This is a genomic window from Streptomyces sp. NPDC028331 (assembly GCF_055565775.1).
The window spans coordinates 1-23052 of record NZ_JBVHTR010000039.1; the positions used below are offsets into that span (position 1 = coordinate 1).

A 23052-nucleotide genomic window follows, 5' to 3' on the forward strand; every position below is an offset into this window, starting at 1 on the left:
CTGGGAGCGACGCGACGACATCCACGAAGCATTCCTCGGCCTCGCCACCTGCCTCATCACCCACCGTCACGTCCAACGCCTTTGTTAGGACCTCTTAGGCTTTCCGCTGGCCCGCGTCGCGCCCGGTGGCTGCGGGAGGTCAAGGAAGGTGGAAAGCCGATGCCCGAGCAGGCTTCGGCATCCGAGGACGGCGTTCCTGGCAAACGCCTGCATCTGGTGCCCGACGAGGTCGTCGAGGCCGGCCGGATGGAAGCGGTGCGCCGCTACGACATCCTCGACACCCCGCCCGACGGGGCGTTCGACCGGGTGGCTGCGCTGGCAGCCCGCCTGTTCGACGTCCCCGTGGCGACAGTGACGATCGTGGACGAGGACCGGATCTGGTTCAAGGCCGCGCACGGCCTGGACGGGGTCAGCGAGATCGGCCGCGACCCGGGCCTGTGCGGCTCGGCGGTGCTGCGCGACGATGCCCTGGTGATCCCCGACACCCTGCTCGACGACGTCGCCTCCGGCAACCCGCTGGTCACCGGTCCGCTGGGGGTTCGGTTCTACGCCGCCGCCCCGATCACCACCGCGGACGGGCACAAGCTGGGCACCATCAACGTCCTGGACACCAAGCCCCGCTCCATCACCTCCGAACAGACTGCCACCCTGACCGATCTGGCGGCGATCGTGATGGACGAGATGGAGCTGCGACTGTCCGCGCTGCGCACCGTGCGCCAGAAGCAGCGGGCCGCCGAGGCTGAGCGGGCGGCCCGGGAGCAGGCGGAAAGGGACAAGGCGGCGATCGCCTCCTTCGCCTCCACCTTGCAGCGCACTCTGTTGCCGCCGGCGCTGCCGACGGTGCCCGGCCTGGAGCTGGCCTGTCATTACCACACCGCGTCCGTGCACGATGTGGGCGGCGACTTCTACGACGTCTTCCCCCTGTCCTCCGGGAAGTGGGGATTGTTCCTGGGGGACGTGTGCGGCAAGGGCGCCGAGGCGGCCACTATCACCTCCCTGGCCCGCTACACCCTGCGAGCCTCCGCCCAGCACACGGACGATCCCGTCGCGGTACTTGAGGCCCTGAACAGGACCCTGCTGGCCGATGTGTGGGCGGGCAGCCGGTTCTGCACAGCTTTCTTCGCCACCCTCACCCCTGCTGCGGCCGGGGGCTTCACCGTGGAGCTGGCCACCGGTGGGCACCCCCCGGCCTACCACCTCAGCCCCGCCCCGCCCGAAGCCGGGCCCGCCACGTGCACGCGGGTGGAAGCGGTCCGCCCCAAGGGCGGCATGCTCATCGGGGCCTTTTCCGGTGCTTGCTTCGCCTCCACCACCCTCCACCTCGCCCCAGGCCAGACCCTGCTCCTCTACACCGACGGCCTGACCGAGGCACACACCGGCACCGGCACCATGCTCGGTGACGAGGGCCTGACGGCCTTCCTCACCGCTCGTCCCGCCTCGTGCGGGGCGGCGCAGTTGGTCCAGGACACCGTCGGTCTGCTGGACGCCCTGCCCGAGGGCGCGAGTGACGACGTCGCCCTGCTGGCTCTGTCGGTTCCCACTCCCGACCAGGCCGCCGCCGCGACGGGGGCCGGATCCACCGCCCACACCACCGCCGCGCCCGTCGGCGAGGAGCACTGACGGCCATGACCGACGACATCGAGCTGGCCCTGACCGCCACCCGCGGTCCCGCAGCGGTCGCCACCGTCACCGGCGAGATCGACCTGCATACCGCACCCGGCTTGCGTACCCGCGCGCTGGAGCTGATCAACCAGGGCCACCACCACCTGATCCTGGACCTGTCGGGTGTGGGCTATTGCGACTCCGCCGGCCTCAGCGCACTGATCGGCATCTGGCACGGCGCCCAGGACGCCGGCGGCTCCCTGACCCTGGCCGCCGTCCCCGACCGGCTGATGCGCATGCTCACCCTCACCGGAGTGGACAGCCTCCTGCCCCACTACCCGAGCACCGCCGACGCGCTCAGCGCCCACCAGGGCGCCCCCGACACCGTCTGAACCGCTTTTTCGCCAGCCTCGCCGTTGCGGGCGGTGGCGCGATTCATCGCCAGGTGGCCGACGGCATCCTGCACCGGGTCCGAAACTTCAGCGGGGAGGCCTTTTTCGCGCCCGGACGGCCCAACCGTCCGCCACCGGCCCGTCAGGCGGAGGCAACCCGGTGCCGGTGGCCGAACGGCCGCCGGGGGAGCGCATGCAGATTCCTCCGGCCTGGCCGTGGCCGCAGCGTCCGGTGCTCGCCACCCCACGGTGTTCTCCATGCGATGCGTCTGCTTCGACCCGGATTCGGTCTACGTCACCGGGCCGGGTGCGTACGTGCGGGGGTTGGAGGAGATTCGCACTGCGCTCGCGGCCTACGTGAGCGTGCGCCCGGACCTGCGGGCGCACCGCTGGGCCGGTCTTGCCACCGGGGACATCGTCGCCTGGGCGGATGAGTGGACCATCAAAGCGACCTTGCCACCTTGCCCGACGGCACGACGCTCGACCTGAGCGGCGAGTCGTCCGACGTGCTGCGCCGCCGACCGGACGGCACCTACACCTAACTGGTCGACAACCCCTACGGCCACCGGTACCTCGATTCCTGCGACGCCAGGACCGGGGCGTGCGAGCTGCGCCCCGTCGGCCGCCTCGGTGAAGTCGTCTTCGACGGCGCGTACCACCAGACCAAGGTCGACGAGGCCGTGAGCCTCCGCCTCACCGCGGTCGACGGCGATGTGGACGCCCGCCGGCTGGGCGGCTCCGCGGAGATCAGCACCGCACACGGCGACAACTGGATCGCTGAGGCCGTCCGCGGCACGATCCAACTGACCACCCGTCGGGCGACATCACATCGGCGCCGCCGCCAGCGTCTCGGCCGCCCTGGACGCCGACACCGCCTACGGCCGCATCAGCAACACCCTGAAGAACGACGGCCCTGCCGAACTCGGTATCCGCTCCACCACCTCCCACGGCGACATCACCGCCCGCAGCCTGTGAAGAGGCCACGGCCAGCCCCACCGGCCGGGCCCACAGCGATCGACATCCCGTCGGCCGCCGCCGACGGCTCGGCCGTGCCCAGAGACCGGCAATACACATGAGAACGGCCTCTCAAGTCCGTCCACCGCGAAGGCGTCGGAGAGACCGTCCAAGGACCTCTGGAATCGGTCCGGCGTCGTCACCGGCGGAGCCAACTCATCCTGATGTGGTACCTGCCGTGAGAGAACTCACGGCAATCGAACGGATCTTTGCCTTGGCTTTGCGTGACACGCCGTCATGAGCTGACAACCCGGTGGCTAGGGTCGAAAAGCCCGGGCAGTCGACGGAGGGGGAAGGCGCTCAAGTCATGGGTGGCAAGGACGAGATACTCGACATCAAGGTCGATGACATCAAGACGGCGGCGCCCGCCTTCCACCGCGAAAGCGTTGCCCTCGCACACGCGCTGACCACGCTGAAGCAGGGCCTGGCCGCGGCGGGAGCCCCGTGGGGCGACGACGAGCAGGGGCAGAAGTTCCACACGGCTTACGGCCCGCACGTCACGCAGATCGAGCACTCCGCGCAGGTCCTCGGCCTCACGAGCCCCCGCCCACCGGCTTGTCCCTGCGCCAGTGGCTCATCGACATCCAGGGTGTCCTTACGCACCACCTTCGGGACAGCGCGTCCTGAGAGGGTGCCTGTTGGCACACAGCATGCCGCCTCCCGCAGCCTGATCGGCGGCTTCGCCGGCGGCGCGAGTTCGGGTGGCCCCATGGTGCAGATGATTCGAAAGATAGCCATAGGGGTCACCCTTGCGCTCTCGTGCATGGCATGCACTTCGGGGAGCAGAAGCGGAGCCGCGCACGAATCGACGGCTGGCCAACTTGCGCCCTTAAGTCAACTTAAGTCTATCGACGCCAAAGAAGCACGGCTTATTGCGGAGGGTGAATTCCCGCCTCAATCTCAACCGCCCAAGGTGATAGGCGAAGTCCGCAAGGGCGCTTACCGTCTGACCGCATACGTCCAAGAGGACTCCTGTGGCCTTCGCGTAGCTGACGCGACGAACCCTACGCGGTCCTTGATCCATGTGACCTCTGCGTGGCCTGAAAAGGACTCAGAACGCAGCACGAAGTACCCTGCAGGCCCCTACAGCTTCGCTTCGGCGGCAGGTCCGAGCGAATCCAAAACATGGGCTTCGCTGGGCTGCAGCAAGTCGGCGATGGTGATCGATTACTCGTCTCAAGATCGCGGATCTACTTCTGATCAACAGGGTAGCGTTTCGTTCAAAGAGAACTCCAAAGTCCCTGGGACTCTGGTTTTAATCGTCGGTTCGCCAGAAGCTCGAGAAAAAATCCTGCCCCAGGACTGACCCCGATCTGCTTGCATACAGGCTCGAATCGGCACCAAGATCGAACGACGTCGGCGGGGCGGCCGCCCACCCCAATTTTCACGACTCCAGGGTGTCGTCGCCAGAGGTCCGGGTGACTTGCATGATGGTCCGCCGAAGGCGTAGGCGGACCATTCGTGCTTTGCGGCTGGTGATGGGCAGCTATCCGGCCGAGCCGGCGCCGGTTCCACTACGGACCGTTGCTGCGTTCTGCCGGTCGGTCAGCCCATGTAACACGAGCACCAGCGCCAGCCCACCCGACGGCCAGGTCGAGTTGCCCCACACCGGGAAAGGCACTCGCTCCCTCTCGGCAGAGATCTGCCTCGATCCCACCGGCTGCAACGAGACCCGCACCCTGAACCGTTCCGGTTCCGGTGCAGGGCGCGATCCCAGCTCGCCGATCTCGCTCAGCAGCGGACCAAGGAGTGGGCGGCCGACCTCGAGGGCATGCGCGGCACCTACGCCAAGTGGGAAGAGCGGGTGGACAGCACCCCGCACGGTGCCGACTGGGCGCACTGGCGGGCGCGGTACTCCCGCCGCACGATCGGCCTTCGCACGGCCAACCAGCTCGCCGGGGACGCCGCCGCACAGCCGCGACCGACGCCGGCGCCGAACCCCACGCCGTCGCCCTGATCCGGCTGCGGGCCCGCCGCCTGTTCACCGGTCAGCTCACGCACGACCGGGTCCGCTCCAGCGAGTACGAGCAGTCGATCCGCAGCCTGCTGCTCGGTGCCGGACTCGACACCCTTGGCCGCCGACCAGTCTCGCCTGCCACAGGGCAACATCGTCGGCTCGGGCGGCTGGCGCGCCCCATCGGAGACGGTGTACGAGCTGACCGACATCGCGTGCCCCGAGACGCTGAGGGACGCCCCTGAGATCCAGCTCGCCCGTGGCGGCCTGCGGTTCGTCAAGATCCCGTCGCTCGACGTCGGCTCGATGACGTTCGTCCACACCGAGGCCGACGATATCTCCGGAGCAGTCAAGACATGCTTCAAAAATCGCCTGCCTGGAGCCGGACCGCTGTTGGGTGTCTTCCTGGAGGCGGGCAGCTTTACGCAGCGCCACTTCTCCGAGCTGGTCACCTGGCACCACGATGGTCGCGCACGAACTCCGCGTGCCTCAGGACTCTTCGACCAGCCGTGGCCGCCGCAACCGTTCGGCAAGCACCTGACCGTGCCGAGCGAGGTCTGGGTCGTCATCGGCCCCAACTTCATGTCGCCCGATGCAACCGGTTAACCTCGCCTCCGCATGGGGGTCACGGTGACCGAGGGCTCGGGTACCGGAGCGACAACGTCGTTTCAACCATCAGAGCCGTTCAGAGTCTGGAGCGGTCGGCCGGATATCCCCCGTGCCTTCCCACCGTGAAGGAGGAATGGGTGGCCCATCACACCCTGAGGAGCGGATGTATCGCGGTCGCTGCGACGTTCGCCCTCGCTTCGGGGGTCCTGCCGCTTACGGCGGCGACGGCCTCGGCCGACACCCCCACGGAGACGGTCATACCGGCCGCTCTGCTGAATAATCCGCCCGGCGATGCCGTCGTCTTCGCGGGCACTGGTGGTTTTTTGCACCGGTCCGACACCGAGTCCACCTTCGTCTGGACGAAGTACGCGGGTGGGCCGGACATCCCGCTGCCCGGGCTCAGGACCAACCCGATACCCGGGTTCAACGGCGCGGGTTCCGATGTCGTGGCCATCCCCTCGGCCGGCGGATACCAACTGCGCGACATGGACTCAGGAACGACCACCACCATCACCCCCGGCGCCGGCCAGAGCTATCTGGGGACTTTCGGCTCGCGCGTGCTGACGGTCACCAAGGCCGCGGACGGAACGGTGACGGGCTTTCATGTGCTCGCCGTGGCGGACGGGCAGCAGATCGACACACCGGTCAGCGGCTGGCCCGCGGGCGCCACACCGCAGCCCACGGTTCTCGCCGGGGACGCCGACTCGGTGGTGATCCTCTACAGAGACAGCACCAACGGCATTACTGAGGGTCGGTTGGCGCTGGTGGACCTGGCGACCGGTGCGGTCACGCCGGTGATGGGGCCGCTGGCCCCATCCGCTCACGTCGCACTGTCTGCCAAGTACCTAGCCTGGTACTCGTCATACGGAGCAGACGGGAAGGCATCGGCGGGGCAGGTCCACGTTGTGTCCCGCTCTGCCCCTGCTGGCCCGGAGAGCAGCATCCAGGTGCCAGCGGCGCCGCTGGGCAGCGGGTACACCAGCACCCTGCGCAACCTGGCCATCGCGGGCGACTCCCTGCTGATCACCCACTTGGTATCGCACGGCGGTCCGCTCACCGCGGACGACACACTCGGTTACCCGCTCTACGCGATGCCGTTGTCCGGGTCTTCCACCGTGACTCCAGTCCTGGAACACGTCAACTTCAATACGCTGAGGCAACAGCCGAACGGGGCAGTCGTTGCGGGCGGCTCAGCCGCCACCGACTGGGCGGCCCGCCTGTTCACCGCCGGGCCGGACGGCACCCCCACAGGGACCGCCGTGGACTCCGACCCCGCCGTGCCCGCCCCTCTCGACGGGCTGGCATTCGGCGGCGGGACGCTCTTCACGGTCCAGCGCGGACAGGGCGGTGGGGATTACGTCTACGACCGGAAGGTCCAGCTGGGTTCCCCGCCCTCCTACGGCCCCGAGCAGGGCTTCAGTGGTTCCCTCGCCCCGACCGACTGCGACACCACGTCCACCTGCAATCCGCCCATCGCCAACGGTGACGGGAGCATCTCCCAGCTGCAGCCCGGCGGCAGCGGCCAGGGCGATGCCGTCGCCATCAAGATTCCCGACCTGAACCCGATTCTGGTCACGCCGGGCGCCACCGGCGGCACCCTCGTCGACGCCGAGGGCCGTTACGTCGTCTACGACGGCGGCTCCACGAAGAAGCAGTACATCGGTGATGCGGACGCGGGCGGCAGCAGCCACGTCCTCTTCAGCCGCCCCATCTCCGCCGCCGCGCTGTCGGGCTCCACGGTATGGGTCCCCGGGCCCACCGCGGGGACGCTGACGCAGATCGATCTCACCACCCGGCGCACCGTTCAGACCGTCGCGACCGGCGCGCAGTGCGTGCCCAGCGAGCTGCAGGCGGCCGCCCAGCACTGGGTGTACTGGTCATGTGGAGTATCAGGCCCGGCAGGCGTATGGGACTTGGCCACCGGCAAGGACGTGCCCGTGCCCGTCGGTCTTGCCCAGCTCGGGGATGGATTCGTCATCGAGCACGACACGGCAGGCAAGCTCACGCTCACCGACGTCCACACCGACACCGCCGCCACCAGCGACCTGGCTGACCTGCCGGGCGGACCGGTCGCCGACGACCGCCGGGTCACTTGGGCCGTCGACAAGTACCAGGGCGGAATCGCCTACCTGGACAGCGGGAAGAACATCCACCTTCTCGACCCGCACATCCCCGCCTCGACCCCCGCCCCGGCAGCCGGCGCCTTCATGTACCCCGGGCAGCAGCTGTCCCCGGGCCACAGCCTGAACAGCGCCACGGTGACGCTGACCATGCAGACGGACGGCAACCTCGTGGCCTACCTGAAGACCGGCAAGGGCGCCGGCCAGGCGGTCTGGTCCAGTCGGACCAGCGGCAACCCGGGTGCGTACGCGGTGATGCAAACGGACGGCGAGCTCGTCGTCTACAAGAGCAACGGAGGACCTGGCAAGGGCGGCGCCCTGTGGTCCGGCCCGTCGGACGGCGCGCCGGGTGCGTACGCCACGGTGCAGGATGACGGCAACGTCGTGGTCTACGAGCAGGCAAGCGTCACGCCGCTGTGGTCGAGCGGCACCTACGCTCGGCACCAGACCATCGGCTCGGGCACCACCCTCAAGCCGGGCTGGTGGACGCAGGGCACGTACACCCGCCTGGTCATGCAGATGGACGGCAACCTGGTGATGTATCGCCGACGTGACGGGGCGGCCATCTGGTCGAGTCGGAGCTACGGCCACCCGGGTGCGTATGCGGTGATGCAGTCGGACGGCAATTTCGTCGTCTACAAGAGCACCGGGGGGCCCGGCAAGGGCGGCGCCCTGTGGTCGAGCGGCACGAACCGCAACTCCGGCGCGTACGCGGTGATGCAGAACGACGGCAACCTGGTCGTCTACAAGAGCACCGGCGGCACCGGCAAGGGCGGCGCCCTGTGGGCCACCGGCACCACGACGACAGCACGGTAACCATGTCCTGACTCACGTCGCATGCAGCATGGGGGCTGCGGGCAACCGCGGCCCCATCCGCGTTATCAAGCGTCTGTATCGAGGCCGATGTCTGCGAGACGGGAATACCGGTCAGGGTAGCTATGGACATCTGGACCCTCGCGCAGGCTTACCACATCGGTTTGCGGCAGCCACAGGCCGCGGCCAGTCGACCATCCTGCGCTGCATCTGCTGCCAGTCCATCCACCACGGCGCCTTGGCCTACGTCCTGGACTACAAGCGGATCTCCACACCTGGGCCCGTCGCGTTCCGGGGCAGCACGCTTGGTGTCGCGCGGAGTCCGGCTGAATGTGATGTTCCGCTACCTCGTCGCGAGGGGCAGCACTCAGAGGCGCAGGTACCCCGTGCGTTCCAACGCCTTGCGGGCGGCGAGATAGCCCGCGATCTTGAACGCCAGTTCATGAGAGCCGAACGTATCGGCGCGGGCGCGCCGCAGCACCACCCGAGTGGCGATCACGACTCCGTGCTCGGGCAAGCTCAGCTGCTCCTCGATCCCCACGGCGGCAGCCGCGAAGAAGCGTGAAAGGGCCTCGGCGGGTTCGTAGTCCACCGTCAGCTCTTGAGCCACCTGGAAGGCGAAGCCCTCATCTGCGGGCTCGAAATCCACTTCTATCTCCGCGAAATGCGGCGCGCAGTTCTGCTTCTGATGCAGTACCCGTACGCCGCGGATCGGATGCGGCGGGAACCGGGGCGGCACTGACGTCATGCCGGAACGCTACGCCTCTGGTATCTCGCTCCGCTTCCGCCGTCGGCCTTGGTGACAGCAAACCTGCCTCTGTGACACCGATCGTGCTTCGGCTCACGCAGTGCGGCCTTCGGCCGACGCGCGGGTGCCTGCTATAGACAGTCCCGAGGCCGTAGTAGATAGGGCGAGGGCCCGTCGATCCCCGCCCGCTCCAGGAACAGCCCCTCGTAGTGCTGCAGCAGCTCCATGCCGAAGTCGACCTCCGGGGCCGTCCCGTCCTCCTTAAAACTGCAGAGAAGAAGCTGCGTCCAGCGCTGCTCGACAGCTGACCACACCACCAGGTGCGATGGAGCGAAGAACACCCACACGGCGTCGATCTCGTCTGGCAGCGTCGGGGCAGTCAACGTGTGCGCGATCACCAGGTCGAGACATTCCACGTAGGGCCGGTCGAAAAAGTGGGACACGATGAACACCACTCGCGCCCTGTCGGGCGAGGACTTATCCCGCAACTGCTTCACGGCCTTGGCGATCATCGACTGGGCCGCCTCCACGACATCGTTCGCTGACACGAACGTCGCCCAATGAGTGCCTGGCTCCTCACCTCGCTTCAGTGCCCGCGAGGCCGCTGCGTCGTGTTCGTGGAAGTCACCGGGTATCGACTTCACCTCGAAGTCGGCGAACTCGACACCGTTGCGGCCGAGCAGCGACGACAGTGCGTCGCTTTCCGAGTCCGCCACGCGGTAGACGAGATCCACGCCGCCGTGGACATCTACGGCGACCGGCACGATGCCGAGAGAGGCGGTCGTCAGCATCGCCGCGAGATGCTCGCCCGCGGCCAGCTTCAGCTTCTTCAGGTCGCCCGCCGGTACATGCGTCGGCAGTGCCTCCGTCGCCCAGCCCATCACTTCGTAGGTGATGGCGTTGACGTGGGTGCCGATGGCTCCGTCGAGGCTCTTGGCGCTGTCGTCGCTCATGGGCGCGAGTGTGGCAGCACCGTGACGCGTCAACCGCGGTACCGATGCTCCCCGAGGCTGGTGGACGCCGCCATACGCACGGCACCAAGCTCAGCCGAGGCCAAGCCTGCTGAGGGCGGTGCTCCAGTCGGTCACGATTGCCTGCTGAGCGGCGGCGAGAGTGACCTTTCCGGCGCAGGCCGCGGTGTGCAGCTCGGTCTCCACCGGGTCCTTCTTGTTGTTGATCCCGCCACCGGACTTGGGCGGCGCCTTCTAATCGAGCACGGGTGAGGGCCAGTCCCGAGATGGTGCACCCCAAGCGAGGGCCACACTCTCTGCAATGCCCAATGCCGTCTCGAACGGCAGGCCGTGAAAGTACTCGCCTTGGTGTTCCGGACACAGCTCTGCCAGTTCGCGAAGCAGGTGCTGCTCAAAGCCGTTGGCATCCTCGACAGGACCCGTCACCCAGGCATCGAACAGGCCATGACCGTGCATGCGTGCCTGGTGCCGCAACTTGCGCATGCGAAGCGCGTGACCCGTCGTCGTACCGGCCTTCACATACTGGGCAGGGCCCTCGAAGCTCAGGAGGTAGACCCTGCCTCCGGGAAGCCACCTCGTCATGCCGATCAGAGCGAGCTCCGAGACGATGTCCCCCAAGTGCTCCACAAAGCTCGGAAACGGTGGGCGGATCCCTGAACGGAGCAGCGTCCGGGCTTCTTCACGACGCTGCCATCCTAGACCCCGCGGGACGAGAAGGGCCGTCTGTGGGACGTCCTTACCATGACCCGCTCCGCCATCCGGCGCAGCCAGGGCGCGGGGGCAGCAGCGTCACGGTCGAGTTGTACCGGATTCCGCGAGGCGGCCGTGCCCGTCAGCCCCGCCGAGTCCGGCTTGGCGCCCAGATCGGGCCCCGGCGACAACGCCGAGCCGGTCATGACGATCATGCAGCCGGGCGAGGACTGACGCCCTCAGGGGTCCGGCTCTCGCTCGCTCCGGGGCCCGCGCCAGGGGTCGTGCCCGGCCGGCCGCCGGCCGGCCCCGTGTGGGAGTCGGTTGTCGTACGGCGCTCGTGGTAGGCGGTGGCCGCCGCGCCGTGGTCCCCATGCTGCGCCCCACATCGGGGCGTACACGAAGCCGGGCCAGGACGAGACCGAAGCCCTGACCGGCCCCGGCCGTCCACTACTGTTCGGCGATTTTGTCGATGCGCTCGCGGAGGAGGTCGGCGTGGCCGTTGTGCCGCGCGTATTCCTCGATCATGTGGGTGAGGATGTAGCGGAGAGAGAAGACGTCGTCTCCGTACCGCCCGGTGACGTCGGGGGACTGGGCGGCATCCACGATGTCGCGGGATCGGGCGCACTCCTCATGCCAGATCGCGAACGCCTCTAACGGGTCTGCGGTGTCGACGGCGAAAGCGCCGCCGTCGCTTCGGGGCCAGTGCACATCACTGTGCTCGCCGTTGAACACGTTCCGGAACCAGGTTCGCTCGACGTCAGCCATGTGCCGGACGAGGCCGAGCAGCGACAAGCCCGAAGGCCGCACGGCCTTTTCCCTGAGCTGCTCGGCTGTGAGCCCCGCACATGCCATGGCCAGCGTGTCACGCTGGCGCTGCAGGAAGCCGGTCAGTGTGGCGTGCTCATCGGCCACTCGCGGAGGTTCGGTCCTCTCCCGGTTGTCCATCGGGCCATCATGACAGCGAAGGGCGCACGGCAGTTGGATCTCTGCGGCTGGCCTGCGCCGGCGGCGACCGGCTGCCGCTGGGCGGTTCGGCTCGAGCCTTGGAGTGTGGACGCCGGCCTTGGTATGCGTCCCGTGGTGGCTCCGCCTCCCGCCCCGCCGTCGGTCGACGCCGTGGTGCACGTCCCCGGGGCGGCTCCCCTTTTTTTTGCGCCCGGCAGACGCGGCACGGGGCCGTGGCGCGCCGCACCCTCGCCCCACCCGTCCCCCGGGGCCGCCGGCCCCGCACCGACCGTCGCGGGCCCTGTCAGGGGTCCGGCCCCCGCCCCCGTCGGGCCCGTGACGGGGGCCCGTTCCATCCGACGGCGCTGGCCGGATGCCGGACGTGGGCAAGGTGTGTCCACGCCGGGCCCGGCGCGCGCTCGGGGTGGCCGACTCGTTCGCGCCGGCCGCGCCCTGCCGTACAGCCGGGTAGCTTTTTGATCTTGGAGTCGACCGGCGCCTGGGTGACGAGCAGCAGCCCGAGCCGCCGCTGGGGCCAGGCGCGGATCTGCGGTGTTCGGGTGCGGGTGTTGCTTGCCCCCGTCGTGGTTAGGCGGCGTGGGCGGCTGGAGCGGGCCGTGGTGGTGGGGGGAGGGGGGCAGGCGTGCCCGGCGGCGCCGGTGGTGGTCCGGGCATGTGTTGTGTGTTCTTGAGTTGGTCGATCACCAGGTGGCCGTCGGGCGTGCGGCCCACGATGTCGATGCCGTGACCGGTGAAGGAAGTCAGGTGCAGCCATTGCGGGGCGGTGGCGGGGGTGCCGTTGCGTCGTCCGCGTTCCTCGAGGAGGTGGGCGGTAACGGCGGTGAGGACGGTTTCGATCCGGTCCCTGCTTCTTCTGGTTTCTGCAGGTCAGGAGCTAAACCTCGGACATGGACGCGTCGCGACCCTGGTAACCGAAAATCCGGTCTGGCAGAGTCGAGCACGTCGCGGCGCGCTTCGCAAAGGCCCAGTTCAGAGCGGAGTTGCGGGGCTAAGCCATGCCTCCGCCATCCTTGGGCCGCCCACTCGGACGCTTCCGTCCGCGACGCAAGGGCGAGGGAGCCTTTGCGCTCCAACATCCACATCCCGCATGTGGCCTCCGCATGCCTGAATCCGAGAGGAATCCGTCGTGTCCACGCTCGCTCTACTGGTCGTCCTGCTGCTGGTCCTGGTCGGTCTACTGCTCTTCGGAGGGCTGGCCTACCTCGTACACCGGCACCCTCCACTGACCCAGCCACTGACTGTTGGACTGGCCGGGCTGGCGGTGATGGGCGCCGTGGTCGCGGTGATCGCGGGCCGATGACCCGAAGATCCCGCCCTACACTGGGCCGCCCGTTTCCGACGGGATGCGATGGGCCGTCAAGGCGCGCCCACCGGCGTCGCTCTCCGAGGCGGCTGTGCACCCACGCATGGCCTGCCGCCTCCCGCATCCAGCTGCCCGGGCCCCGGCTGGGGCCCGGCCCCTGCCACGCCCGGAGCCGTCGGCAGGGGGCTTCCCCCTCGCCGGCCAACGGCCGGTCCAGTTCATACCCACCGACCGCGCACCAGGGACAGGGATCGCGGGCCCCGTCAGGGGCCGGGCGCGCCATGCCGGGCGACGCGGATCTGCGGTGTTCGGGTGCGGGTGTTGCTCGCCCCCGTGGTGGTTAGGCGGCGTGGGCGGCTGGAGCGGGCCGTGGTGGCGGGAGGAGGGGGGTAGGCGTCCTCGCCAGGGCTCAGCAGGATGCAGTCTGGGACCGCACCCGCGCCCACAATCGGCTCCGCTCCCACCTGCGCGAGTACTACCCCGCGATCCTCGAGGCTTTCGTCTCCAAGCGCGAGCAGTTGCTGGCCCGGGAGGCCCGGATGATCCTGGCCATCGCGCCTACTCCAGCCGAGGCTGCCCGGCTGACCCGCGCACGCCTGAGGACCGCGGTCGCACAGGCCGGACGCCAGCGCCGCATCGAGGCTGAGACCGACCGGATCCTTGAGGTGTTCCGTCGGACCTGGCTCCGCCAGCCGGCTCTGGTGGAGCGGGCGATGGGACGGCAGACGCTCGCCCTCCTTGCACAGTTCGACATGGCCTGCCGTGCTTGCGACGACCTTGCGCGCGACACGGAGGAGCTGTTCTTGCAGCGTCCCGATGCGGAGATCATCGCGAGCTTCCCCGGCCGTGCCCGAATGCGTCACGGCAATCGGCCGGGTGTGGTTCGCTGCTGGGGTGACTCAGGACTTGGAGATCGTCGCATTCGAATCCGCCGAGACATTCGCGGCATGGCTCGGCGAGAACCACGCCGTCTCGCCCGGCATCTGGCTCAAGCTTCGCAAGAAGGGCCCTGGAATCGTCGCGCTGGACTACGCCCAGGCGCTCGACGTGGCACTCTGCTACGGCTGGATCGACGGCCAGAAAGCCAAGTTTGACGACCAGTGGTGGCTCCAGCGGTTTACCCCGCGCAAGCCGAGCAGCAAGTGGTCCAAGGTCAACCGGGACAAGGTGGCCGCCCTGATCGAGCAGGGCCGGATGCGTCCGCCAGGGCAGGCCGAGGTTGATCGCGCCAAGGCAGACGGCCGCTGGGAGGCGGCCTACGACGGCGCGAAGACCGCCACGGTGCCGGACGACCTCGCGGCGGCCCTGACCGCCGAACCGGCCGCGGCGGCGTTCTTCGAGACGCTGGACCGGCAGAACCGCTACTCGATCCTGTACCGGATCCAGGACGCCAAGAAGGCCGAGACCCGGGCGCGCCGGATCGAGAAGTACGTAGCGATGCTGGCGAAGGGCGAGAAGCTGTACCCGTAATCGCGAAGCGAGTCTGTGGCCGTGTGGGCTCCCGGCGCGCCTGCGGCCGCGGCAGCCGCCACCAGGTGTGCTCACTGAGCGTGACAAAACGTCAGAGGCGCTGAGCAGGCGCACCGCTCAAGATCGAAGACCCGACTATCTGCGGCTGCGGGACCGGGTGGCGGCGGCCGGCTGCGACACCCCGATCATCCCGGAGATCATGCCGGCCACCGACGGCCGCCAGATCCGCCGTTTCGCCGAGCTGAGCAGAGCCGCCTTCCCCGAGGACCTGGCCCACCGTCTGGAGGCCGCCGCCCACGACCCGGAGCAGGGCCACCGCATCGGCGTCGAGTACGTCACCGCGATGGCCGAACGTCTCCTCGCCGAGGGCACGCCCGGCCTGCACTACATCACCCTCAACAGGTCCACGGCGACGCTGGAGATCCACCGCAACATACGACCCCGGCGGCCGGCGCTGACCGCCAACTGATCTGTTCTGAAAGACACTTGCGGCGCGGCCCGCACCCAGCGGGCCGCGCTGTTGTCACACGGCGGCTTCGGCGTCGGGCACCCCGAGGACGCGCAGGAACGCCGTGGCCGCGGGGGTGCGGCTGTCCGGGCTCCAGATGATGTACTCGACGCGGGCCGGGGCGTCGATGACCTCGATGGTCGTGACGCCGCTGAGCTGGGCCACGTACGCGGCGGGCAGCATCGCCACGCCGAGGCCCTGCCCGACCAGCCGCGCCAGGAAATCCGCGTTGGTCACCTCGAACGCCACGTCACGGGTCAGGCCTGCGGCGGAGAACGCCAGGTCGGACTGGGCGCGCCCGGCGGTCCTCGCGGGCAGGTCGACGAACACCTCCGAGGACAGCCGGCGCAGGTCGATCGTCGGCTCGTCGGCCAGCGGGTGGTCGGGCGCGACGACGGCGACGAGCCGGTCACGGGCGAGTTCCCGGCAGCTGACCCCCTCGGGCCGCACCGTGGTGGGCAGCCCCAGGAAGGCCACCTCGATGGCTCCCTGCTTGACCTGCTCCACGAGGTCGTCACTCGCCCCCACCCGCAGGCTGATGCGTACCTGCGGATACCGCTGCCGGTAGTCGCGCAGTGCGCCCGGGATGTCGACGGCGGCGACGGACGGGATCAGCCCGACGGAGAGCCGCCCGCGGACCTCCCCGACGGCCGCGGCGACCTCGAGGGCCGCGCGCTCGGCGGCCTCCAGACACTGGCGGGCCGCCGGCAGGAACGCCGCACCGGCCGGGGTGAGCCGCACCCGGCGCGTGGTGCGCTCGAACAGCTTCGCCCCCAGCTCCTGCTCCAGACGCGCGATCTGGTGGCTGAGGGCGGACTGGACGACCAGACAGCGCTCCGCGGCCCGGGTGAAGCTGTTCGTCTCGGCGACCGCGACCACGTAGCGCATCTGCTGCAGCTCCATGGCGATCTATCTTGCCAGGAGATAAATGAGATGACAAACATGTGTTGGACTCATTGGCGAGGGCCGATCCAGAATTTGAGCGTGCCACGTCCGGCACCCCAGGACCTTGCTATGACCCGTATTTCTCTGGTTGAACGAGTTCCGGCGGGACGGCGGCAATTCCCCATTCACCCGTATCTGAATTCGACCGGAAGGACCGGCTTTTCCATGACCAGCACGCCATCCACCCAGCAGGCGAAGACCGTCGTCGACATGTGGGTCGACCCGCGATGCCCGTGGGCGTGGATCACCTCTCGGTGGCTGCTGGAGGTGGAAAAGGTACGGCCCATCGAGACGCGCTTTCACATCATGAGCCTTTCCGTGCTCAACCAGGGCCGGGAAGTGCCGGAGAAGTACCGGCAGGGCATGATCGACGGCTGGGGCCCGGTGGGCGTGTGCATCGCCGCCGAGGAGCGGTACGGCACGGACGTGCTGCGCCCCCTCTACAACGCCATGGGCGCCCTCATCCACCTCAAGCAGGCGGGCCTGAAGCGGGACATGATGGTCGCTGCGCTCGCCGAGGCCGACCTGCCAAAGGACCTGGTCGAGGTGGCCGAAACCACCGACTACGACGAGGCGCTGCGCGCCAGCCACCACGCCGGCATGGACCACGTCGGCACCGAGGTCGGCACCCCCGTCATCCACGTGCCCGGTCCCGACGGCGAACTCATCGCGTTCTTCGGCCCGGTCATCTCGCCGCGCCGCGCGGTGAGGCGGCCGGCCGGCTGTGGGACGGCGTGCTCGCCCTCGCGGGCACCGACGGATTCTTCGAACTGAAGCGTTCGCGCACGCGCGATGCCATTTTCGACTAGGCATCGCCGCGGCCTTCTGTGCTCAGGAAACGGTGACGTGAACACAATTCTTCTGTCTGGCTCCCGCTGTTTTGGCGTCAGGTGTCTCGCTGCGGAGGACGGTGCGCCATGAACAGTGGCCGGCAATTCCTCACCTCGGGTGTGACGGCGCTGGCGCCGGCGATCTGGGGAAGCACGTATCTGGCGACGACCGAATGGCTGCCGCCGGACCGGCCCCTGCTCGCCACGACCATGCGGGCACTACCCTCGGGTCTCATTCTGCTGCTCATTTCCCGGGTGCTGCCCAAGGGCCAGTGGCTGTGGCGTTCCCTGGTGCTCGGGACGCTCAATATCGGCGCGTTCAATTTGCTGCTGTTCGTCGCCGCCTACCGTCTGCCGGGCGGCGTCGCGGCGATGCTCATGTCGGTGCAGCCGATGATCGTGCTGATCCTGGCTGCGCTGCTGATCGGCGACAAGATCCGCCCGGTGCACGCGCTGGCCTGCGCGCTCGGCGCGGCCGGAGTCGTCCTGCTGGTGTTCAAGGGATCCACGGCGCTGGACACGGTCGGTGTGGCCGCCGGCCTCGGCGGTGCGGCCTGCATGGCCACCGGCATCACGTTCACCAAACGCTGGGGGCGCCCCGAGGGAGTGGGGCTGCTGCCCTTCACCGGCTGGCAGCTGCTGGCCGGCGGGCTGGTGTCGCTGCCCTTCACCCTCGACGTCGAAGGGCTGCCCGGCTCCCTGACCGGGACCAACATCTTCGGGTTCGCCTACCTCATCGTCCTCGGCGCGGTCATCAGTTACGCGCTGTGGTTCCGCGGCATCGAGAAACTGCCCGCCCTGGCCGTCTCCTTCCTGGCCCTCGGCAGCCCCGTCGTCGCGACCATCCTCGGCTTCGTCTTCCAGGGCGAGACGTTCTCCGCGCTGCAGATCGTCGGCATCCTCGTGATCCTCATCGCCGTGATGCTCGCGCAGCCCCGGCCGGCCAAGCCGCAGAGCCCACCCTCCGGGACCGGGCCCGTCGGTGAGGAACCCGCGGTGCTCGCGCCCAAGCCCGCCGCCGGCCGGGGCGGAACGGGTTCCTGACGTCCCTCTTAAGTCCCCGGCACCTCACTTGAGCTGATTGTTGGAGAGTAGTCATGTCCGTAACGGAGCGGAAAAGCCCGACGTCGGCCGTCAGGGCCTGGATCGGCGTCGCTGCCATCACCGCCAGTCTTTTCGTCTTCCTCACCACTGAACTGATGCCCGTGGGTCTCCTCACTCCGCTGAGCAAGAGCCTGGGTATCTCCGTCGGCACCGCCGGTCTCATGGTGACCGCGCAGGGTGTCGCGGCCGGCCTCGGCGTGCCGTTCATCGTGGCCTGGACCCGCCGCATCAACCGGCGTTACCTCCTGCCCACCCTTCTCGCGGTGCTGGCCCTCGGAAATCTCATCACCGCCGTTTCCCCGAATTACCCGCTGATTCTCGCGACGCGTCTGTGCATGGGATTCGCCAGCGGCGTCTTCTGGGCGATCGGCGTCAGCATGGCCATGCGGATCGTGCCCGAGCGGCACGCCAGCCGTGCGGCCGCGGTGGTGATGTCCGGCATCTCCATCGCCACGGTCGTCGGCATTCCGCTCGGCACCGTCGTCGAGGCCCACACCAACTGGCGGACCACCTTCGACATCTGGGCTGGTCTGAGCCTGCTGGTCTTCCTCGCGGTCGCCGCGGTCATCCCGTCGCTGCCGTCGCAGAACGCCGTCTCGGTACGCGAGGTCTTCGGACTGCCGGTGAAGAATGGGCAGCTGCGCACGGTGCTGCTCATCGTCATCTTCTTCGTCCTCGGCCACTTCGGCGCGTACACGTTCGTCCGCCCCTACCTGGAGGACGAGGCCGGAGCCGGCTCCACCTTCATCACGGTGGTGCTGATCATCTTCGGTATCGGCGGCGCCATCGGGAACTTCGTCGCTGGCTACACGGTCAACCGCAGCCTGCGCGGCACCTTCGTCGTCGGACTCGTCGGGCTGCTGGCCGCCCTGCTGCTGCTCCGCGGAATCGGCGACGCGGAGACCGGTGCCGTGATCGCCCTGATCCTGTGGGGCCTGTCCTTCGGCGCGGTGCAGCTGTCCCAGGTCAACATGACGCTGGCCTCCGCGCCGGACACGTTCGAGGCCGCGATGTCGCTCAACACCATGGCGTACAACACCTGCATCGCCCTCGGCGCCCTCTTCGGCGGCCTGATCGTCGACCACATGGGCGTCACCCGCGTCATCTGGTTCGGCGTGATCCTCGCCGCCGCCTCGCTGCTCCTCAGGCTCGGCACCGGCTGGAAGAAGGAGACCCCGGCACAGTCCCTCTCCGAGGACGACCAGCTGGCCCCCACCGCCTGACTGGCCCGCCCTCGCAATTCCCGCGAGGCCACGCGCATCCCCTTGGCCGGAAATCCCCCGACGGCCAAGGGAATGCGCGTCGGCGTTTTTCTGCTTCCCCGCTCGGCAGAATTCGGCACCGTTGGCCGTAGCATTATTCGATACTCAATGAGCGCTTTTCACCCTCGGTCTGACCTGGTCAGATGCACGTAAGGACGGCCTGAACCAGGGTGGTGATGCGGATGATGGAACACCTCAGCTTCCGCAGCAGCCGCCAGTCCTTCAGACCTGTGGATCGGTCCTCCCGCTGGCCGCGCTGGGGTACCAGGACCGCGGGGCCGGTACCTTGGTACCCCTTCTGCCCCTTGTCCGCGAAGCCGGTCGCCTCCGCTTCCACGAATGGGCCGCCCGCCGACATCGCAGGAGCCTGCCGTGGAGCGGCAGCGACAGGGTGGGTTGAGCTGATGGAGTCGGCTACCTACCTCGAACTCGACCAATGCGGCGCTGAATCATTGGTCATCAGCGGCTGGTTCCGCGTCGTAGGGCACGAATTCGATGTAGTCGAGGGGGTCCTCGTCGCGGCGTCCGAGCGGGGGCAGGCCCTCGGTCGCGAACCGGCCGCGCAGCCACTCCAGCAGGGTTTTGGTGAGGTCGGTGCTGAGCGGTGGGCCTTGGGCGGCATGGCGCCGTACAACGATCAATGGCCAGTCGTCCGGCGTGGCACCTTCGGTCAGCCAGCACAGTTGGTCGCCGTCGATGGAGTCGGCGAAGGGCAGGAATCCCCCGGGCTCGGGATAGACAGCCAGGGGATGATACTCAGGGAACTCGGCTCGCTGCCCCTGGTAGGTCTCCGCGTACCACTCGGCCCACGGTGCGAGCGCGTACCGGTCCTCGCCGAAGGGGATGTTGAAGCGCAGCCAGCCGCACCAGGAGCCGGCCCCGTACCGCTCCATCAGTCGTACGTACTCGCCGGGCAGACGTGTACCCAGCCGTTCGTACAGCCAGTCCCAGTCGTGCTCACCTAGCGCGGGTGTCTCCGGCGGCGGGACGAGTGCGATCAAAGTCTCCAGCCCGCTGCCCGTGGTGAGTGCCGCCCGCTGCTGAGCGGTTGGCTCCGGTCGCCGGGGCGGCGGTGTCCACGGGGTGCGCTCCAGGTCGGCTTGCATGCCACTTCGGGCGGCCACCGGGCGCATGCCGTCGGCCACGAGCCGGGCCAGCGTCGGCACGAGCGGGGTCGCGAAGCGCCGCCAGGGGTCGCGGCCCGCGTTCTCGTCGTCCTGACAGTGCATGACCACCGGCCACAGGTCGGGGTCGTCGGATGCTGTGGTGTCCCAGTAGAAGGTATCGGCGGTACGGGTGGCGCCGAAGGGAAGGACGCCGGGGGTATCACGTCGAGTCTGCTGGACCCAGGCCCCATAGTCGAACCAATCGCGGTTGACGCATGGCATGTGAAGCCAGAGCCAGGCGCCAATGTCGAGTGGGCCGTACGCGGCGGCGATGGCCTTGTAGTCGGCGGGCAGGCTCGTCCCCAACCAGGACTCGACTGCCGCCCAGTCGACAGGTACGGCGAAGTCGGCCGGCGGATCGCCGAAGATCTCGGCGAAGGCGTTGACGTGCGGGTCTGAAGCGTTCACGGGTCTATAGCCCTTTATCGGGAGCGAACGGGTGTTGACCGGGAGGGCGGGGAAGGACATGAGCTCCTTCCAACCTGCCGCGGGAACAGGATGGTCGGGCTGACAATGCGGTGAAGCCCCTGGTAGATGGGTTTTCGACCAAGATGACCGTCTTCACCAGAGGCTTGGCATGCTTGTCTACCCGTCGGGCGTCGACGTGTCCAGTTCTGCCCTACGCTTCCTGTCCACCCGTCTGCGGCAGCACCGTCGCGTGATCGGCTCTCACTCGCGGCGTCTGAGCGCCGGCCGGGGTGTCAGCAGCAAACTGCCGTTGCTCGACTCGGAATTGGCGGCCTTCTTGATCAGCCGGACCACCCGGATCGGGGAACTGCGGGGCTGGCCACCTCGCACCGTCGGCTCGGTGAGTGTCGCGGCATCCGCATCCTCTGCGCAGTCCACCGACCAGGCGAGCGGATCAGGGCCTCGACCATCGCCCAGCTCACCGACACCGCGGTGCTCGCCAATCACGTCCTGGAGGTGTTCGAGAACCTGGAGATCTTCCTCGACGACCGGGCCGACTCGCTCGACCGGTGGTGCCAGAAGCACTTCGCCTTCCTGGCCCCAGACATCCGGGCGGAGCTGGACACGTGGATCAGGCTCCTGCGGCACGGGACTTCCCGCCGCAGGCCACGGGCCCGGTCCACGGTCGTCACCCTGCTCAGGCTCGTCCTGCCGTTCCTCACCGAGTACGGCGGAAAGTACACAACCCTGCGGCAGGTCACACGTGATGACCTCACCACCTGGCTGACCAACCGGTATCACCGGGCCTACGAGGCAAGTGCCCTACGCTCGCTGTTCGCGACGCTCAAGGCCGAGCGGCTGATCTTCAGCAACCCGATGCGCGGCATCAAGGGCGGCAAAATCCCCACCACAATCCCCGCCTCCCTCACCACAGAAGAGGTGGAAGCCGTCGCTCAGGCTGCCCTGCAGGATCCGGCTCTGCGAGTGGTCGTCGCCCTGTCTGGAATCCATGCCCTGTCGGCCCTCCAGATCCGCATGCTGCTGCTGGACCAGGTGGACTTGGCCGAGTGCCGTCTGGACCCCGAAAGCCTCAACCGTCCCCTGGACGAGTACACCGCCAAGGCGATCAACGATTACCTCGACTACCGGCGCGGCCGCTGGCCGAACAGCACCAACCCGCATCTGCTGATCAGCCGGAACACGGCCACCACCACGACGGCAGTCGGCACCTTCTGGCTGGACAAGCTGGTCAAACCGCTGCCCGTGGGCCTCGACCGGCTGCGGCAGGACCGCATTCTCGAGGAGGCTCTCGCCAGCGGCGCGGATCCTCTTCACCTCGCGCACGTCTTCTCGCTCGGCGCCAAGACCAGCCTTCGCTACACAACCGCCGTCGCCCCTTCCGCTGCCGAACACGATTCACGCAACTGCTGAACGGGCCGCCTCCCTGCCGCACGACTCAACGGACCGCCGCGGCATCATGGCCGCGCAGCACATTCGAGCAAGGGGAAGCACATGACGGAGTTCATAGTTCACGACGATCCTGTCGGACGTGCTCAGAGCAACTACATCGCCCATGCCGACCTCGCCCCTTTTGGGCTGGACGGGCAGATGGAGCAGCTCTGGCTCAAGCCCCTCAACGACGGCATGTTCTCCATCGCCTGCATCCCCTTCCGCGTCTACGGACTGGCCCTGGGAGACCGCGTGCTTCTCTCAGCTGATGACGAGGTCAGCGAGGTGGTGGGGCTCTCCCGGCACCGCGTCCTGCGGATGCTTCTCATGCCTAGCCCGGACTCGGCACGGCTGACCGAGGCGACTGCTCGCATCAGGCACGAAATCGACGCGGCTGGCCTGCTGAGCGAATGGAGCGGTGACCGTCACGTCGCGGTCGACGTTCCGCCTCAGACACTCCCTTCGCGGCTGTTCGAGGTCATGGAACGCGAGGTCGCAGAGGCTGGCGCGTTCTGGGAGTGGGCTGACGCCATGCCCTTCTCCGCCCCACGCTGATCGAATCAGCACGTGGCAAACGCCCACACTTCGAAGAACTGGGCCCTTTGACACCACGATACGGCTTCCGCATACCTGAGTTCGCAGCCCAGAGGCTTCAGATTTCCCGAACTCGCGGAGGTTCTCGATCACCCCGTTCTACTGCGAGCCGGGACTTCGCGGAGCCCATG

General features: G+C 68.3%; 20 protein-coding genes and 5 pseudogenes. 17 read left to right on the forward strand and 8 right to left on the reverse strand.

What is annotated here, in order from left to right; all coding sequences use genetic code 11:
* The first annotated feature begins 159 nt into the window (after positions 1–159).
* From ACZ4SW_RS35475 to ACZ4SW_RS35505, 7 genes and pseudogenes are all read left to right on the forward strand, one after another.
* Positions 160–1620 carry a PP2C family protein-serine/threonine phosphatase gene (locus ACZ4SW_RS35475; RefSeq protein ID WP_468253206.1) on the forward strand — a complete coding sequence of 487 codons (1461 nt, stop codon included), beginning with the start codon at positions 160–162 and terminating at the stop codon, positions 1618–1620.
* A 5-nt stretch (positions 1621–1625) separates the two neighbouring features.
* Positions 1626–1994, forward strand: a complete 369-nt coding sequence (locus tag ACZ4SW_RS35480) for an STAS domain-containing protein (RefSeq protein ID WP_468253207.1) — start codon at positions 1626–1628, stop codon at positions 1992–1994.
* 584 nt (positions 1995–2578) lie between these two features.
* Positions 2579–2969 (forward strand): annotated as a pseudogene (locus tag ACZ4SW_RS35485) (DUF4097 family beta strand repeat-containing protein); the annotation flags it as partial.
* Between the two features lie 346 nt (positions 2970–3315).
* Positions 3316–4314 (forward strand): hypothetical protein, encoded by a 999-nt coding sequence (locus tag ACZ4SW_RS35490; RefSeq protein ID WP_468253208.1) that lies wholly within the window; start codon positions 3316–3318, stop codon positions 4312–4314.
* A 465-nt stretch (positions 4315–4779) separates the two neighbouring features.
* On the forward strand, positions 4780–4965 hold the full coding sequence (locus ACZ4SW_RS35495; RefSeq protein ID WP_468253209.1) for a hypothetical protein: 186 nt from the start codon (positions 4780–4782) through the stop codon (positions 4963–4965).
* A 114-nt stretch (positions 4966–5079) separates the two neighbouring features.
* The gene (locus ACZ4SW_RS35500) at positions 5080–5568 is read left to right on the forward strand and encodes a major capsid protein (RefSeq protein ID WP_468253210.1); all 489 of its coding nucleotides are present in this window, start codon (positions 5080–5082) and stop codon (positions 5566–5568) included.
* A gap of 140 nt (positions 5569–5708) precedes the next feature.
* Positions 5709–8507: a hypothetical protein gene (locus tag ACZ4SW_RS35505; protein ID WP_468253211.1), complete on the forward strand. Its 2799-nt coding sequence runs from the start codon at positions 5709–5711 to the stop codon at positions 8505–8507.
* 364 nt (positions 8508–8871) lie between these two features.
* On the opposite strand, the gene ACZ4SW_RS35510 is transcribed toward ACZ4SW_RS35505, so the two are convergent.
* The 3 genes from ACZ4SW_RS35510 to ACZ4SW_RS35520 all read right to left on the reverse strand — a co-directional run bounded on the left by ACZ4SW_RS35510 (position 8872) and on the right by ACZ4SW_RS35520 (position 10841).
* Positions 8872–9252 (reverse strand): hypothetical protein, encoded by a 381-nt coding sequence (locus ACZ4SW_RS35510; protein WP_468253212.1) that lies wholly within the window; start codon positions 9250–9252, stop codon positions 8872–8874.
* Positions 9253–9383: 131 nt separating this feature from the next.
* Positions 9384–10205, reverse strand: coding sequence for a hypothetical protein (locus tag ACZ4SW_RS35515; protein WP_468253213.1), 822 nt, complete (start codon positions 10203–10205; stop codon positions 9384–9386).
* A 252-nt stretch (positions 10206–10457) separates the two neighbouring features.
* The gene (locus ACZ4SW_RS35520; RefSeq protein ID WP_468253214.1) at positions 10458–10841 is read right to left on the reverse strand and encodes a hypothetical protein; all 384 of its coding nucleotides are present in this window, start codon (positions 10839–10841) and stop codon (positions 10458–10460) included.
* Between the two features lie 123 nt (positions 10842–10964).
* Between ACZ4SW_RS35520 and ACZ4SW_RS35525 the strand changes: the two genes are divergently transcribed.
* On the forward strand, positions 10965–11147 hold the full coding sequence (locus tag ACZ4SW_RS35525; RefSeq protein ID WP_468253215.1) for a hypothetical protein: 183 nt from the start codon (positions 10965–10967) through the stop codon (positions 11145–11147).
* 216 nt (positions 11148–11363) lie between these two features.
* Here ACZ4SW_RS35525 and ACZ4SW_RS35530 read toward each other — a convergent pair whose 3' ends face one another.
* On the reverse strand, positions 11364–11828 hold the full coding sequence (locus tag ACZ4SW_RS35530; RefSeq protein WP_468253216.1) for a DinB family protein: 465 nt from the start codon (positions 11826–11828) through the stop codon (positions 11364–11366).
* 1180 nt (positions 11829–13008) lie between these two features.
* Between ACZ4SW_RS35530 and ACZ4SW_RS35535 the strand changes: the two genes are divergently transcribed.
* The 3 genes and pseudogenes from ACZ4SW_RS35535 to ACZ4SW_RS35545 form a co-directional block, all read left to right on the forward strand.
* Complete coding sequence (locus tag ACZ4SW_RS35535) at positions 13009–13182, forward strand: hypothetical protein (protein ID WP_468253217.1); 174 nt, start codon at positions 13009–13011, stop codon at positions 13180–13182.
* Between the two features lie 879 nt (positions 13183–14061).
* The gene (locus ACZ4SW_RS35540; protein WP_468253242.1) at positions 14062–14655 is read left to right on the forward strand and encodes a YdeI/OmpD-associated family protein; all 594 of its coding nucleotides are present in this window, start codon (positions 14062–14064) and stop codon (positions 14653–14655) included.
* Between the two features lie 133 nt (positions 14656–14788).
* Positions 14789–15124, forward strand: a pseudogene (locus tag ACZ4SW_RS35545) (methylenetetrahydrofolate reductase); the annotation flags it as partial.
* 54 nt (positions 15125–15178) lie between these two features.
* On the opposite strand, the gene ACZ4SW_RS35550 reads toward ACZ4SW_RS35545, so the two are convergent.
* On the reverse strand, positions 15179–16066 hold the full coding sequence (locus tag ACZ4SW_RS35550) for a LysR family transcriptional regulator (RefSeq protein WP_468253218.1): 888 nt from the start codon (positions 16064–16066) through the stop codon (positions 15179–15181).
* A 207-nt stretch (positions 16067–16273) separates the two neighbouring features.
* On the opposite strand from ACZ4SW_RS35550, the pseudogene ACZ4SW_RS35555 reads away from it, so the two are divergent.
* From ACZ4SW_RS35555 to ACZ4SW_RS35565, 3 genes and pseudogenes are all read left to right on the forward strand, one after another.
* Positions 16274–16917 (forward strand): annotated as a pseudogene (locus ACZ4SW_RS35555) (mycothiol-dependent nitroreductase Rv2466c family protein).
* Between the two features lie 108 nt (positions 16918–17025).
* The gene (locus tag ACZ4SW_RS35560) at positions 17026–17982 is read left to right on the forward strand and encodes an EamA family transporter (RefSeq protein ID WP_468253219.1); all 957 of its coding nucleotides are present in this window, start codon (positions 17026–17028) and stop codon (positions 17980–17982) included.
* Between the two features lie 53 nt (positions 17983–18035).
* Entirely contained in the window at positions 18036–19265 is a 1230-nt protein-coding gene (locus tag ACZ4SW_RS35565) for an MFS transporter (protein WP_468253220.1), read from the forward strand.
* Between the two features lie 158 nt (positions 19266–19423).
* On the opposite strand, the pseudogene ACZ4SW_RS35570 reads toward ACZ4SW_RS35565, so the two are convergent.
* Positions 19424–19620: pseudogene (locus tag ACZ4SW_RS35570) on the reverse strand (hypothetical protein); the annotation flags it as partial.
* A gap of 133 nt (positions 19621–19753) precedes the next feature.
* Complete coding sequence (locus ACZ4SW_RS35575; protein WP_468253221.1) at positions 19754–20938, reverse strand: SMI1/KNR4 family protein; 1185 nt, start codon at positions 20936–20938, stop codon at positions 19754–19756.
* Between the two features lie 109 nt (positions 20939–21047).
* Here ACZ4SW_RS35575 and ACZ4SW_RS35580 point away from each other — a divergent pair.
* A pseudogene (locus ACZ4SW_RS35580) lies at positions 21048–21167 on the forward strand (IS5/IS1182 family transposase); the annotation flags it as partial.
* Here the strand turns inward: ACZ4SW_RS35580 and ACZ4SW_RS35585 are convergent.
* Positions 21140–21385 (reverse strand): hypothetical protein, encoded by a 246-nt coding sequence (locus ACZ4SW_RS35585; protein ID WP_468253244.1) that lies wholly within the window; start codon positions 21383–21385, stop codon positions 21140–21142. The pseudogene ACZ4SW_RS35580 and the gene ACZ4SW_RS35585 overlap by 28 nt on opposite strands.
* Here ACZ4SW_RS35585 and ACZ4SW_RS35590 point away from each other — a divergent pair.
* Positions 21371–22309, forward strand: coding sequence for a hypothetical protein (locus ACZ4SW_RS35590; protein ID WP_468253246.1), 939 nt, complete (start codon positions 21371–21373; stop codon positions 22307–22309). The two genes, ACZ4SW_RS35585 and ACZ4SW_RS35590, sit on opposite strands and share 15 nt — an antisense overlap.
* A gap of 81 nt (positions 22310–22390) precedes the next feature.
* Positions 22391–22882, forward strand: a complete 492-nt coding sequence (locus ACZ4SW_RS35595; protein ID WP_468253222.1) for a DUF4265 domain-containing protein — start codon at positions 22391–22393, stop codon at positions 22880–22882.
* The last annotated feature ends 170 nt before the right edge of the window (positions 22883–23052 follow it).

Bases quoted from the DNA above. Each gene is read 5' to 3' on its own strand.
- ACZ4SW_RS35490 (WP_468253208.1), top strand. From the start codon at position 3,316: ATGGGTGGCAAGGACGAGATACTCGACATCAAGGTCGATGACATCAAG.
- ACZ4SW_RS35595 (WP_468253222.1), top strand. From the start codon at position 22,391: ATGACGGAGTTCATAGTTCACGACGATCCTGTCGGACGTGCTCAGAGC.
- ACZ4SW_RS35550 (WP_468253218.1), bottom strand. From the start codon at position 16,066: ATGGAGCTGCAGCAGATGCGCTACGTGGTCGCGGTCGCCGAGACGAAC.
- ACZ4SW_RS35475 (WP_468253206.1), top strand. From the start codon at position 160: ATGCCCGAGCAGGCTTCGGCATCCGAGGACGGCGTTCCTGGCAAACGC.
- ACZ4SW_RS35510 (WP_468253212.1), bottom strand. From the start codon at position 9,252: ATGACGTCAGTGCCGCCCCGGTTCCCGCCGCATCCGATCCGCGGCGTA.
- ACZ4SW_RS35560 (WP_468253219.1), top strand. From the start codon at position 17,026: ATGAACAGTGGCCGGCAATTCCTCACCTCGGGTGTGACGGCGCTGGCG.
- ACZ4SW_RS35525 (WP_468253215.1), top strand. From the start codon at position 10,965: ATGACCCGCTCCGCCATCCGGCGCAGCCAGGGCGCGGGGGCAGCAGCG.
- ACZ4SW_RS35575 (WP_468253221.1), bottom strand. From the start codon at position 20,938: ATGTCCTTCCCCGCCCTCCCGGTCAACACCCGTTCGCTCCCGATAAAG.
- ACZ4SW_RS35480 (WP_468253207.1), top strand. From the start codon at position 1,626: ATGACCGACGACATCGAGCTGGCCCTGACCGCCACCCGCGGTCCCGCA.
- ACZ4SW_RS35515 (WP_468253213.1), bottom strand. From the start codon at position 10,205: ATGAGCGACGACAGCGCCAAGAGCCTCGACGGAGCCATCGGCACCCAC.
- ACZ4SW_RS35565 (WP_468253220.1), top strand. From the start codon at position 18,036: ATGTCCGTAACGGAGCGGAAAAGCCCGACGTCGGCCGTCAGGGCCTGG.
- ACZ4SW_RS35495 (WP_468253209.1), top strand. From the start codon at position 4,780: ATGCGCGGCACCTACGCCAAGTGGGAAGAGCGGGTGGACAGCACCCCG.